The sequence below is a fragment of the Enterobacter sp. Ag1 genome, assembly GCA_000277545.1.
Classification (GTDB): domain Bacteria; phylum Pseudomonadota; class Gammaproteobacteria; order Enterobacterales; family Enterobacteriaceae; genus Cedecea.
Window position 1 is genome coordinate 48,234 of sequence record AKXM01000046.1, and the last position, 12,324, is coordinate 60,557.

General features: G+C 56.3%; 11 protein-coding genes. 8 read left to right on the top strand and 3 right to left on the bottom strand.

Annotated features, from left to right (window positions below; genetic code table 11):
• Positions 1–24: 24 nt before the first annotated feature.
• Both A936_RS17860 and A936_RS17865 read left to right on the top strand, forming a co-directional pair.
• Positions 25–795: an SDR family oxidoreductase gene (locus A936_RS17860; protein ID WP_008460234.1), complete on the top strand. Its 771-nt coding sequence runs from the start codon at positions 25–27 to the stop codon at positions 793–795.
• A gap of 59 nt (positions 796–854) precedes the next feature.
• The gene (locus tag A936_RS17865) at positions 855–1,709 is read left to right on the top strand and encodes a co-chaperone YbbN (protein WP_008460235.1); all 855 of its coding nucleotides are present in this window, start codon (positions 855–857) and stop codon (positions 1,707–1,709) included.
• Between the two features lie 41 nt (positions 1,710–1,750).
• Here the strand turns inward: A936_RS17865 and cfa are convergent, their stop codons facing one another.
• Entirely contained in the window at positions 1,751–2,902 is a 1,152-nt protein-coding gene (cfa, locus tag A936_RS17870; protein WP_008460236.1) for a cyclopropane fatty acyl phospholipid synthase, read from the bottom strand.
• A 242-nt stretch (positions 2,903–3,144) separates the two neighbouring features.
• Between cfa and A936_RS17875 the strand changes: the two genes are divergently transcribed.
• Both A936_RS17875 and A936_RS17880 read left to right on the top strand, forming a co-directional pair.
• Positions 3,145–4,059 (top strand): SPFH domain-containing protein, encoded by a 915-nt coding sequence (locus A936_RS17875; protein WP_008460237.1) that lies wholly within the window; start codon positions 3,145–3,147, stop codon positions 4,057–4,059.
• Positions 4,056–4,502, top strand: a complete 447-nt coding sequence (locus A936_RS17880) for an NfeD family protein (RefSeq protein ID WP_008460238.1) — start codon at positions 4,056–4,058, stop codon at positions 4,500–4,502. The genes A936_RS17875 and A936_RS17880 overlap by 4 nt, the downstream gene beginning before the upstream one ends.
• Here A936_RS17880 and cueR read toward each other — a convergent pair.
• The gene (gene cueR, locus A936_RS17885) at positions 4,499–4,909 is read right to left on the bottom strand and encodes a Cu(I)-responsive transcriptional regulator (protein ID WP_008460239.1); all 411 of its coding nucleotides are present in this window, start codon (positions 4,907–4,909) and stop codon (positions 4,499–4,501) included. The two genes, A936_RS17880 and cueR, sit on opposite strands and share 4 nt — an antisense overlap.
• Positions 4,910–5,016: 107 nt before the next feature.
• Here cueR and copA point away from each other — a divergent pair, with 107 nt between their 5' ends.
• The 3 genes from copA (at position 5,017) to ybaK (ending at position 9,114) form a co-directional block, all read left to right on the top strand.
• Positions 5,017–7,521: a copper-exporting P-type ATPase CopA gene (copA, locus tag A936_RS17890; RefSeq protein WP_008460242.1), complete on the top strand. Its 2,505-nt coding sequence runs from the start codon at positions 5,017–5,019 to the stop codon at positions 7,519–7,521.
• A gap of 104 nt (positions 7,522–7,625) precedes the next feature.
• A complete protein-coding gene (locus A936_RS17895; protein WP_008460243.1) occupies positions 7,626–8,426 on the top strand; it encodes a TraB/GumN family protein in 801 nt (266 codons plus the stop codon).
• Between the two features lie 208 nt (positions 8,427–8,634).
• Complete coding sequence (gene ybaK, locus A936_RS17900; protein WP_008460244.1) at positions 8,635–9,114, top strand: Cys-tRNA(Pro)/Cys-tRNA(Cys) deacylase YbaK; 480 nt, start codon at positions 8,635–8,637, stop codon at positions 9,112–9,114.
• Between the two features lie 3 nt (positions 9,115–9,117).
• On the opposite strand, the gene ushA is transcribed toward ybaK, so the two are convergent.
• Complete coding sequence (ushA, locus tag A936_RS17905; RefSeq protein ID WP_008460245.1) at positions 9,118–10,770, bottom strand: bifunctional UDP-sugar hydrolase/5'-nucleotidase UshA; 1,653 nt, start codon at positions 10,768–10,770, stop codon at positions 9,118–9,120.
• 188 nt (positions 10,771–10,958) lie between these two features.
• Between ushA and A936_RS17910 the strand changes: the two genes are divergently transcribed.
• On the top strand, positions 10,959–12,176 hold the full coding sequence (locus A936_RS17910) for an MFS transporter (protein ID WP_008460246.1): 1,218 nt from the start codon (positions 10,959–10,961) through the stop codon (positions 12,174–12,176).
• Positions 12,177–12,324: the final 148 nt, after the last annotated feature.

Here is a 12,324-nt window from a genome sequence, read left to right on the forward strand (position 1 = left end):
TCGGGGCGCCCTTCGGGTAAAGTTATGCAAAAATCCGTTTTAATTACAGGCTGCTCCAGCGGGATTGGCTTAGCCAGCGCGCAGGAGCTACAGAAGCTTGGCTATAACATTCTCGCCGCCTGCCGCAAACCAGCCGATGTAGAGCGCATGAATCAGCTTGGGTTTACCGGCATTGAGCTCGATCTTGACGATGCGGAAAGCGTCCAACGCGCCGCCGCCGAAGTGATTGCCATCACCGGCAACCGCCTGTATGGGCTGTTTAATAACGGTGGCTACGGTGTGTATGGTCCGCTGAACGCCATTTCCCGCGAACAGCTTGAGCAACAATTTTCCACCAACTTCTTCGGCACGCACCAGCTCACCATGCTGCTGCTGCCGGCCATGCAGCCTCATCAGGAAGGCCGCATCGTGATGACCAGCTCGGTGATGGGGCTGATTTCCACGCCGGGTCGTGGGGCCTACGCCGCCAGTAAATATGCACTTGAAGCGTGGTCCGACGCGCTGCGCATGGAGCTTCGCCACAGCGGGATTAAAGTCAGCCTGATTGAGCCGGGGCCGATCCGCACCCGCTTTACCGATAACGTCAATCAAACCCAAAGCGACAAACCGGTAGAGAATCCGGGGATTGCCGCACGGTTTACCCTCGGCCCGGAGGCGGTGGTAGCGAAAGTACGCCATGCTTTTGAAAGCCCAAGGCCGAAGCTGCGCTACCCGGTGACCGTGGTAACTCACGTGATTACCGTGCTCCGCCGCCTGCTGCCAGCGTGCGTAATGGACAAAATTTTACGGAGCTGAGTTGAAGTCCCGGCCTCAGCCCCCATGTAAAAAAACAAATGCTTAACAGAGAATCGCCCATGTCCGCAGAAAACATTATTAACATTACCGAAGCGAACCTGCATCAGACGCTGGAACAGTCCATGGCTAAGCCGGTGCTGTTTTATTTCTGGTCTGCCCGCAGCCAGCATTGCGAGCAGTTAACGCCGATCCTGGACAAGCTCGCGGCCCAATACAGCGGCCAGTTTATTCTCGCTAAAGTTGACTGCGACGCCGAGCAAATGGTGGCTTCGCAGTTTGGCCTGCGCTCCATTCCTACCGTCTATCTGTTCCAGAATGGTCAGCCGGTGGACGGCTTCCAGGGCCCGCAGCCGGAAGAAACGATTCGCGCCCTGCTCGACAAAGTGCTGCCGCGTGAAGAAGAGCTGAAAGCCCAGCAGGCCGTAGAGCTGATGCAGGAAGGCAAGCACGCCGAAGCCCTGCCGCTGCTGAAAGATGCGTGGCAGCTGTCCGGCCAGAACAGCGAAATTGGCCTGCTGCTGGCGGAAGTGCAGATTGCCCTGAACCGCAGCGAAGACGCAGAAGCGGTGCTGAAAACCGTGCCTCTGCAGGACCAGGACACCCGCTATCAGGCGCTGGTTTCCCAGATTGAACTGCTGAAACAGGCCGCCGACACGCCGGAAATTCAGCAGCTGCAGCAGCAGGTTCAAAACGAGCCGGACAACGCCCAGCTCGCCAGCCAGCTCGCGCTGCAGCTGCATCAGGTTGGCCGGAACGAAGAAGCGCTGGAGCTGCTTTACACTCACCTGAAAAAAGACCTGGGTGCCGCCGACGGCCAGGCACGCAAAATGATGATGGAGATTCTGGCGGCGCTGGGGACCGGCGACGCGCTGGCGTCCAAATATCGCCGTCAGATTTATGCGTTGATGTATTAAGCAGAGAGAACGAAAAAAGGCCGGATATTCCGGCCTTTTGTTTATCGGTAAACGCGGATCCCGCCCTCCACCCCATTAGGGCTCAGCAATACCTGCCAAAGCTGAATATTCCTCGCGCGAAATGCGCCCGCACAGGCGTTCAAATAATAGCTAAACATCCTCTTGAAGCGCTCGTCATAATTACGCGAGATGTTAGGCCAGCAGCGGAGGAAATTATCGTACCAGGCCATCAGCGTTCTGTCGTAATCAGCCCCGATATTGTGCCAGTCCTCCATAATAAAATATTTTTCACTGGCGCTGGCAATGTGGCGCACCGAGGGCAAACAGCCGTTAGGGAAGATGTATTTGTTGATCCATGGATCGACGTTTAAATCCGTTTCATTCGACCCAATGGTATGCAGCAGGAACAGGCCATCAGGTTTTAAATTGCGGGCTGCAACTTCAAAATAGGTATTGTAGTTTTTTGGCCCGACGTGTTCGAACATGCCCACGGAAACAATGCGATCAAATTTGCTGTTGAGGTCTCGATAATCCTGCAGCAGGATCTCGACGTCCAGGCCCCGGCAGCGATCCTGGGCCATTTTTTGCTGTTCCGCCGAAATAGTTACGCCGACGACGGAGACGCCATATTCCTGCGCCGCATACTGCGCCAGCCCGCCCCACCCGCAGCCGATATCCAGCAGATTCATGCCCGCTTTGAGCTGCAGTTTTTCACAGATCATCCGCAGCTTGTTACGCTGCGCCTCTGCCAGATTTTCCGCGTCTTTCCAGTAGCCGCAGGAATATTGCATATACGGATCGAGCATCGCGGCAAACAGATCGTTGCCAATATCGTAATGTTCTTTGCCGACTATCCAGGCGCGTTTGCGAGACTGCAAATTAAAGACTCTGGCCCCGGCAATACGCAGCAGGTCGGAGAAATGCTTCGGCATTTTGCTATCCAAGCCGTGGCGCAAAATATGGGTAAATAAAATGTCCAGCCGGTCGCAGTCCCACCAGCCATCCATATAACTTTCACCCAGGCCGAGAGAACCTTCCTGTAATATTCGCTTGAAGAAGTCTGGATTGTTCACCCGAATATCTGCCGGGCCGTTGCCGTCAATATCAATCGCCATGGGTGAAATTAATTCTTCCACAATTTTCTGCCAGCGGTTGTTATTCGCCTGATGCTGCTCAGCTATTATTGTTCCCATTGCTTCCTCACCGGGATAAGTGTTCTTGCCAAATACCGCTCGCCCGATAGCGCGAGCTGCCGAAGCATTCGATACTACGCCTGCTGACACCATGCGTGAAATGAACTTACTCCATGAAAATCATTCCATTTAGGCATAATAAAAATTAAAACAGCAATTAATTCTTCTCGGATACAGGGATGTTGCTGAATGTTTCAAATTAAGCAGTTAGACTGAATGCAAAACAAACAGGAGGTTTTTTAATGCTTATCGTGATCCCCGTATTAATTCTCGTGGCGCTGGTGATTGTGGCTGCCGGGGTAAAAATCGTGCCCCAGGGCTTCCAATGGACCGTCGAACGCTTTGGCCGCTACACCAAAACCCTGATGCCAGGCCTGAATCTTGTGGTGCCGTTTATGGATCGCGTAGGCCGCAAAATCAACATGATGGAACAGGTGCTCGACATCCCTTCTCAGGAAGTCATTTCCAAAGATAACGCCAACGTCGCCATTGACGCCGTGTGCTTTATTCAGGTGGTTGACGCCCCGCGCGCCGCCTATGAAGTCAGCAACCTTGAGCTGGCGATCATCAACCTGACGATGACCAACATCCGTACCGTGCTCGGCTCGATGGAGCTGGATGAGATGCTGTCCCAGCGCGACAACATCAACACTCGCCTGCTGCACATCGTCGACGAAGCCACCAACCCGTGGGGCATTAAAATCACCCGTATCGAAATCCGTGACGTGCGCCCACCGGCTGAGCTGATTGATGCGATGAACGCCCAGATGAAAGCTGAACGTACCAAGCGCGCCTATATTCTTGAGGCCGAAGGGATCCGCCAGGCGGAAATCGTCAAAGCCGAAGGTGAAAAGCAGTCGAAGATCCTGAAAGCTGAGGGTGAGCGTCAGTCGGCTTTCCTTGAGGCGGAGGCCCGCGAGCGTAGTGCTGAAGCAGAAGCCCGCGCCACGCAGATGGTGTCCGAAGCTATCGCCAAAGGGGATATTCAGGCGGTGAACTACTTCGTGGCCCAGAAATACACCGACGCGCTGCAGCAAATCGGGTCGGCCAATAATAGCAAAGTGGTGCTGATGCCGCTGGATGCCTCCAGCCTGATGGGCTCCATCGCCGGGATCAGCGAACTTATTGCCCAGAGCGGCACCGAGCGTAAAAAATGATCGACAGCATTCTCGCGCACCCACACGTCTTCTGGCTTGCGCTTGGCGGACTGCTGCTGGCGGCGGAGATGCTCGGCGCCAGCGGCTATCTGCTGTGGAGCGGCGTGGCGGCGGTAATCACCGGCCTGCTGGTCTGGCTGCTGCCGCTTGGCTGGGAAACGCAGGGCGTCTGCTTTGCCCTGCTGACGCTGGTCGCCGCCTTTCTCTGGTGGCGCTGGCTGTCCAGCCGCAGGCAGCAAAGTCCAGGTGAAGTGCTGAATCAGCGCGGGCAGCAACTGGTTGGCCGCCGTTTCCGCCTGGAAGCGGCGCTGGTCAATGGCCGGGGACATGTTCGCGTGGCCGACAGCAGTTGGCCAGTCACCGCCGATGAAGATCTCCCGGCGGGCTGTGAAGTTGTGGTGCTGGCCGTGGAAGGCATAACGCTCAAAATTAAAGCGGTTTAGTTAATCTCGTGGCGATGGCAGCAGCCGGAAAGATTGTCGATGATCGGGCAATCGGCGCTGTCATCACCTGGGCAAGCCTCTGCCAGCGTGAGCAAATGCTGGCGCATATTCTGCAGCTCAATAATGTGCCGCTCGATATCCGCGACTTTCTGCAAAGTGCGGGCTTTTACGTCCGCGCTGTGCCGGGCCGGATCGTTAAACAGGCTCACCAGCTCTTTGCACTCTTCCAGATTAAACCCAACCTGACGGGCCTGGCGCAGCAGCGTCAGCTCATCGAGATGCTTTTGCGTATAGCTGCGGTAGCCGTTGTCGGCGCGAAACGGCGGCGTGACCAGCCCTTTCTCTTCGTAAAAACGAATCGCCTTGCTGGTTAGCCCGGTTTTTTTCGCCACATCGCTAATATTCATTTTTGCTCCTTGACCTTCCCCTTGATGGAAGGTTTAACCTCTTTCATAGTTAACCGAATCATCCTTTCGGTCAATATTTCACCTCACCATCATACAGGAGTCTCGCGATGTCACACATTGTGGATCTGAATCTGGACGGCCTGACCTGCGGCCATTGTGTTAAACGCGTCAAAGAGAGCCTCGAGCAGCGTGCAGACGTTGAGCAGGCTGAAGTCACCCAAACCCACGCCCGCGTTACCGGCAGCGCCACGCCGGAAGCGTTAGTGGAAACAGTCCAACAAGCGGGATACGGCGCAGAAGTCGCCAGCCACCCAAAGGCTGAACCGCTGGCAGAGTCATCAACTCCGTCGGAAGCACTGACAGCGGTCGCCCCTTCGCTTCCGGCAGCCTCTACCGACGATGACAGCCAGCAGTTGCTGATCGGCGGTATGAGCTGCGCCAGCTGCGTCTCCCGGGTGCAAAATGCCTTACAAAATGTACCGGGCGTCAGCCAGGCACGGGTTAACCTTGCGGAGCGCAGTGCGCTGGTGATGGGCACCGCCTCCGCAGAATCGCTGATCAAAGCCGTGGAAAGTGCCGGCTACGGTGCCGAAGCGATTGAAGACGATCAGAAACGCCGCGAGCGCCAGCAAGAAACGGCGAACGCCGCCATGAAACGCTTCCGCTGGCAGGCGATTGTCGCCCTCGCCGTCGGGATCCCAGTGATGGTCTGGGGCATGATCGGCGACAACATGATGGTCACCGAGAGCAACCGCTCCCTGTGGCTGACCATCGGGATTATTACCCTTGCGGTGATGGTCTTTGCCGGCGGTCATTTTTACCGTAGCGCCTGGCGCAGCCTGATGAACCGCGCGGCCACCATGGATACGCTCGTCGCCCTCGGTACCGGCGCGGCCTGGCTCTACTCAATTACCGTAAATATCTGGCCGCAGCACTTCCCGATGGAAGCCCGCCACCTCTACTACGAGGCCAGCGCGATGATCATCGGCCTGATAAATCTCGGCCATATGCTCGAACAGCGCGCCCGTCAGCGCTCTTCTAAAGCACTTGAACGCCTGCTGGACTTAACGCCGCCGACCGCGCGAGTAGTGACGGAAGAAGGCGAGAAAACTTTACCGCTGGCGGAAGTCACCGCTGGAATGACGCTGCGCCTGACTACCGGCGACCGCGTGCCCGTTGACGGGGAAATCACCCAGGGCGAAGCCTGGTTTGACGAAGCGATGCTGACCGGTGAACCGGTGCCGATGCAAAAATCAAACGGCGACGGGATTCACGCCGGGACCGTAGTGCAGGACGGCAGCGTGCTGTTCACCGCCACCGCCACCGGCAGCCACACCACGCTGTCGCGCATTATCCGCATGGTTCGCCAGGCGCAGAGCAGCAAGCCGGAAATCGGCCAGCTTGCCGATAAAATTTCTGCCGTATTTGTGCCGGTCGTCGTCGCTATCGCGCTGATCAGTGCCGCCATCTGGTACTTCGTCGGCCCTGCACCGCAAATTGTTTACACCCTGGTCATTGCCACCACGGTGCTGATTATCGCCTGCCCTTGCGCCCTGGGCCTTGCCACACCGATGTCGATTATTTCAGGCGTGGGCCGTGCCGCCGAATTTGGCGTTCTGGTTCGTGATGCCGATGCCCTGCAGCGCGCCAGCACGCTGGATACCGTGGTCTTTGACAAAACGGGCACGCTGACCGAAGGCAAACCGCAGGTGGTCGCCGTGGAAACCCGCGCCGGCGTGGACGAGGTGCAAGCGATACGGCTGGCGGCCGCGCTTGAGCAGGGTTCAAGCCACCCGCTTGCTCGCGCCATTATTGAAAAAGCAGGCAATTCAACGCTGCCGGAAGTGACGTCGTTCCGTACTTTGCGCGGGCTGGGCGTCAGCGGTGAGGTGGACGGGCATAAACTGCTGCTGGGCAACAAAGCATTGCTCGACGAGCAGGGCGTGGACACTCAGCCGCTTGCCGACAGCATTGACGCTCAAGCTCGTCTGGGCGCAACCCCGGTGCTGCTGGCGGCAGACGGCCAGCTCATGGCGCTGTTAGCCATCCGCGATCCGCTTCGTAGCGACAGCATCAGTGCGCTCCAGCGCCTGCACCGTAACGGCTACCGCCTGGTCATGCTCACCGGCGATAACCCGGTGACCGCCAACGCTATCGCCAAAGAAGTCGGCATTGATGAAGTGATTGCGGGCGTGCTGCCGGACGGCAAAGCTGACGCCATCAAGCAGTTGCAGCAGCAGGGCCGCCAGGTGGCGATGGTCGGCGACGGCATAAACGATGCCCCGGCGCTGGCTCAGGCCGAGGTAGGGATTGCGATGGGTGGCGGCAGCGACGTAGCCATTGAAACCGCCGCCATTACGCTGATGCGTCACAGCCTGGTGGGCGTTGCCGATGCGCTGGCTATTTCCAAAGCCACGCTGCGGAACATGAAGCAAAACCTGATGGGGGCGTTCGTTTACAACTCGCTTGGCATTCCGATTGCCGCGGGTGTGCTCTACCCGCTGACCGGCACGCTACTCAATCCGGTGGTTGCCGGTGCCGCGATGGCGCTGTCTTCCATCACCGTGGTGAGCAACGCCAACCGCCTGCTGCGCTTTAAACCGAAAGACTAACCTCTCTGCGGCCTTCCCTTCTCCTTTTGAGCGGAAGGCCGACTTTTTCCTTTCCCCTTCCAGCCCAGGGCGTTAGCATGGCTTTTTAGCCAGGGAATCGCGATATGGGTTTGTTCCAACGTCTTAGCGCACTGCTTTCCAGCCTGACAGCCTCTACTTATCCCTGGCCTGCCCTTGATATCACGCTCCCCGGCAAGCGCCATTTGCACCTCGTGGGCAGCATTCATATGGGTACCCGGGACATGGCTCCGCTTTCCTCACGCCTGGTGGACAAACTTCGCGCGGCAGATGCGCTGATCGTCGAGGCAGATATCCGCTCTGGCGATTCGCCGTTCAGCGAAATAGTGGAGGACATCGACCTGGAGGCTCGTCTGGCTCCAGGCGATTACCAGCAGGTGCTGAGCCTGTGCAGCGAGTTAGGTATTTCACTGAGCAGCATTGAGCACCAGCCCGCCTGGCAGGTGGCACTGATTTTACAGGCACATCAGGCACAGCGGCTTGGCCTTCGCCCTGACTACGGCATCGACTATCAGCTACTGGAAGCTGCACAGCGCTACGGCGTGCCGGTCACCGAGCTTGAAGGTGCCCAAAGCCAGATAGAATTATTGAAGGGGTTGCCTGACGGTGGGCTGCCGCTGCTGAACGACACGCTGGAACACTGGCACACCAACGCGCGGCTGCTGCAGATAATGATTGGCTGGTGGCTGGAAACGCCGCCGCAGCAGGGCAATATTGCGCTACCGAACACCTTTGGCGATGCGCTGTATGACGTGTTGATGCATCAGCGAAACCGCCAGTGGCAGGCGTTTCTGCAACAGCTGCCCGCCGGGCGCTATGTGGTTGCGGTCGGCGCGTTGCACCTTTACGGCGAAGGTAACCTGCCAGAAATGCTGAAAAAAGGATAAAAAAATGGCCAATATTTCTATTGGCCCGTCAAAGAGGAATTTCATTTATTATTCTGTTTATCCCGGCTGCCGAAGCAACCGAAGCTGAATTGTCGCTTAATGTGATGGTTTACGCCATCACTATTATGTAGCGCTATATTACTCGTCAAGTATATCACTATGATTACTATTTTGTGCGTTTTCAAAACAACGAATAAAGAAGGAAACCATGACTCCCGCGGTAAAACTCCTCGAAAAGAACAAAATCAGCTTTCAAATTCATGCCTATGAGCACGATCCGCTGGAAACCAACTTTGGTGACGAAGTGGTCCGTAAGCTGGGGCTAAATGCCGACCAGGTCTATAAAACGCTGCTGGTGGCGCTGAATGGCGACATGAAACACCTCGCCGTGGCGGTGACGCCGGTTGCCGGGCAGCTTGATCTGAAAAAGGTCGCTAAGGCGCTGGGCGTTAAGAAGGTTGAAATGGCGGATCCGATGGTCGCGCAGCGAATCACCGGTTATCTGGTGGGCGGCATTAGCCCGCTGGGGCAGAAAAAACGCCTGCCAACGGTGATTGATGCTCCGGCACAGGAGTTTGCCAGCATCTACATTTCCGGCGGCAAGCGCGGGCTGGATATCGAACTCGCGGCAAGCGATCTGGCGAAACTGCTGGATGCCAGCTTCGCCGATATCGCCCGCCGCGATTAACGCTTAGTTCCAGCTTACCTCGCCCTTAGGTTGGTAAGCATTTACGTCCAGCGGGGAGTTCTGTTCGATGTACTGCTTCAGGACTTCCGCATCGACAAACCCGGTGTTGACGTAGCCCGGCTTTTTATCGATTTCCGGGTAACCATCGCCGCCGGTGCCGTTGAAGCTCAGCGTGGCCATGCGGTAAGTTTTGACCGGATCAATCGGCTGGTCTTTGATTTTCAGGTTACTCAGCTTGCCGCCGGTTGAGGTGAAGCTGACGTTAGAGAACTGCGGGTAAGCGCCGGAGTCCGGCGTTTTCTGCGCCACCGCCGTCAGGTATTCCTCAACGTCTTTGCCGTTCATGTCGATATAAACCACGGTGTTGCCGAACGGCTGCACCTTAAGCACATCTTTATAGGTAATGTTCCCGGCTTCGATAGAATCTCGCACGCCGCCACCGCTCATCACCGCAAAGTCCGCGCTGGTTCGGGCCATTTGTGCCGCCAGCAATACGCGCGCCAGGTTGGTCTGCACAAAGCGCACTTTGCTGCGGTCCCCTTCCAGATGCCCGTTCACGCTGCCTACTTTCACCTTCAGCGCGGCCTGGCCTTTGTTCTGGAACGGCGTCAGCAGGGAAAGCATCTGCTGGCTTTCGGCGATTTCAGGCGTGTAAAGTACGCGCTCACTTTGCCCGTTGTCGTAGGTGATTTTCTTTTTCAGGTTGATGGGGATCAGCTGATAGTGCACCAGCTTCATCTCGCCGTTGCGGAACTCAAAATCTGCCCGCCCGACGTATTTCCCCCACTCATGCGCCTGCACAATCCAGGTGCCATTTTGCCTGTCCGGCGCGCATGGTGTGCCCGGCACATAATCTTTCTGCTTCTGGTTTTCCTGCGCCATGCAGACCGGATCCTGTGAGTGACCACCCACAATCATCGTCAGCGCGCCTTCCGGCAGGCTTCTTGCCATTTCGACATCGCCCGGCGCATTCGAGCCGTGGTTGCCGTTATCATAGTGGCCCATATGGGTTGCGGCGATGATCACGTCCGGTTTTTCGGTGCCCTGTAGCTCCTGGATCACCAGTTTGGCTTCCTCCGCAGGTTTGCGGAATTCGATGTCGGTGAAGTATTCCGGATTGCCGATTTTGGCCGTATCGTCGGTGGTCAGGCCGATAACCGCCACCTTAATGCCCTGAGGTTTGAAAATCGCATAAGGCTTAAACAGGCGCTCGCCGGTACTTTTTTGATAAATGTTGGCGGACAGCAGCGGGAACTTCGCCCATTTTTCCTGCTGGCGCAGCACGGATAACGGATTGTCGAATTCGTGGTTGCCGACGGCCATGGCGTCATAGCCAATCAGGCTCATGCCGCGAAAATCGGGTTCAGCATCCTGCAGGTCTGATTCCGGCACGCCGGTGTTGATATCCCCGCCGGACAACAGCAGCACGCTGCCGCCTTCCGCCGCGACTTCTTTACGCACGCTGTCTACCAGCGTTTTTTGCGCTGCCAGCCCGTATTCTCCATACTCATTCCGCCAGAAGTGACCATGGTGGTCATTAGTATGAAGAATGGTAATTTTATAGGTCTTGTCTTTTTCCCAGGCCAGCGCTGAAGCGCTGGTTAAACTCAATGCCACCAGCAGCGCCGTGGTTATTGTTTTCGCAGCAAACCGCATTGCAAATCTCCATGTCAAAATGTAACTGCGCAGAAATAACAGATAGCGTTCAGGATAGACAGCTATCTTTTCCGAAATGCGACTTTCTTCAAATCCCCTGCGCGAGTATGTTAGCAGGGTAAGAATTTCTTCCGGGCGATCTCCTGCGCCGCCCGCTCTAAAAACAATAAACGTTCGTACAGGTAATTATGGCAAGCTCTCAAACCCTCACCCAGCCGGGTACGCCCCCGGAGCAAAAAAAAGCGCGTACCGCATTTGGGATCCTTGGCGCTATAAGCCTCTCCCACCTGCTTAACGACATGATTCAGTCGCTGATTCTGGCTATTTACCCGCTGCTACAGGCCGAATTCTCCCTGAGCTTTATGCAAATCGGGATGATTACCCTGACCTTCCAGCTCTCTTCATCGCTGCTACAGCCGCTGGTGGGCTACTACACAGACAAATACCCGATGCCGTGGTCATTGCCGATCGGCATGTGCTTTACCCTTTGCGGGCTGGTGCTGCTGGCGCTGGCGGGCAGCTTCCCGGCCGTTCTGGTCGCCGCGGCGCTGGTAGGCACAGGCTCTTCGGTATTCCATCCTGAGTCCTCACGCGTGGCGCGTATGGCGTCCGGTGGCCGTCACGGGCTTGCGCAGTCGCTGTTCCAGGTGGGCGGTAACTTCGGCAGCTCTCTGGGGCCATTGCTGGCGGCTATTATTATCGCGCCTTACGGCAAAGGTAACGTGGCGTGGTTCGTGCTCGCTGCTCTGCTGGCTATCGTGGTTCTGCTGCAAATCAGCCGCTGGTACGCCGCTCAGCATAAAATCGCCAAAAGCCGCCCTGCCGTGCCGGTGGTCAACCCGCTGCCGCGCAACAAAGTGATTCTGGCGGTCTCGATTTTGCTGCTGCTGATCTTCTCTAAATACTTTTATATGGCGAGCATCAGCAGCTACTTCACTTTCTACCTGATGCAAAAATTCGGATTATCCGTACAAAATGCCCAGATTCACCTGTTCGCATTCCTGTTTGCCGTCGCGGCAGGCACGGTGATTGGTGGCCCCGTGGGGGATAAGATTGGCAGAAAATACGTAATTTGGGGCTCTATCCTCGGCGTCGCGCCATTTACCCTTGTTTTACCCTACGCATCACTTTACTGGACGGGCGTCCTGACGGTGATCATTGGCTTTATTTTGGCCTCCGCTTTCTCGGCCATCCTGGTGTATGCTCAGGAACTGCTTCCTGGCCGTATAGGTATGGTTTCCGGGCTCTTTTTCGGATTTGCCTTTGGGATGGGCGGCCTGGGTGCAGCCGTACTCGGGTTAATTGCTGACCACACCAGCATCGAGTTGGTCTACAAAATATGTGCCTTCCTGCCGTTACTCGGCATTATGACAATATTCCTGCCCGATAATCGCCACAAAGCGTAGATTTTAGCGGCCAAAGTATTGCTTTGGCCGCATCCTGTCTCCATACCCTTCTGGCAGTCGCCTCAGATAACTGAGTTAAATGCTACTCAGAGTCTATTTTTTATCGAAATGCGCTTTTTATTCAAAATTCAACAATTATTCATAAACG

What these genes read in the sequence shown, in the direction of transcription:
- A936_RS17860 (WP_008460234.1), top strand. Translation starts at nt 25, where the DNA reads ATGCAAAAATCCGTTTTAATTACAGGCTGCTCCAGCGGGATTGGCTTA.
- A936_RS17910 (WP_008460246.1), top strand. Translation starts at nt 10,959, where the DNA reads ATGGCAAGCTCTCAAACCCTCACCCAGCCGGGTACGCCCCCGGAGCAA.
- A936_RS17880 (WP_008460238.1), top strand. Translation starts at nt 4,056, where the DNA reads ATGATCGACAGCATTCTCGCGCACCCACACGTCTTCTGGCTTGCGCTT.
- A936_RS17865 (WP_008460235.1), top strand. Translation starts at nt 855, where the DNA reads ATGTCCGCAGAAAACATTATTAACATTACCGAAGCGAACCTGCATCAG.
- cfa (WP_008460236.1), bottom strand. Translation starts at nt 2,902, where the DNA reads ATGGGAACAATAATAGCTGAGCAGCATCAGGCGAATAACAACCGCTGG.
- A936_RS17875 (WP_008460237.1), top strand. Translation starts at nt 3,145, where the DNA reads ATGCTTATCGTGATCCCCGTATTAATTCTCGTGGCGCTGGTGATTGTG.
- A936_RS17895 (WP_008460243.1), top strand. Translation starts at nt 7,626, where the DNA reads ATGGGTTTGTTCCAACGTCTTAGCGCACTGCTTTCCAGCCTGACAGCC.
- cueR (WP_008460239.1), bottom strand. Translation starts at nt 4,909, where the DNA reads ATGAATATTAGCGATGTGGCGAAAAAAACCGGGCTAACCAGCAAGGCG.
- ybaK (WP_008460244.1), top strand. Translation starts at nt 8,635, where the DNA reads ATGACTCCCGCGGTAAAACTCCTCGAAAAGAACAAAATCAGCTTTCAA.
- ushA (WP_008460245.1), bottom strand. Translation starts at nt 10,770, where the DNA reads ATGCGGTTTGCTGCGAAAACAATAACCACGGCGCTGCTGGTGGCATTG.
- copA (WP_008460242.1), top strand. Translation starts at nt 5,017, where the DNA reads ATGTCACACATTGTGGATCTGAATCTGGACGGCCTGACCTGCGGCCAT.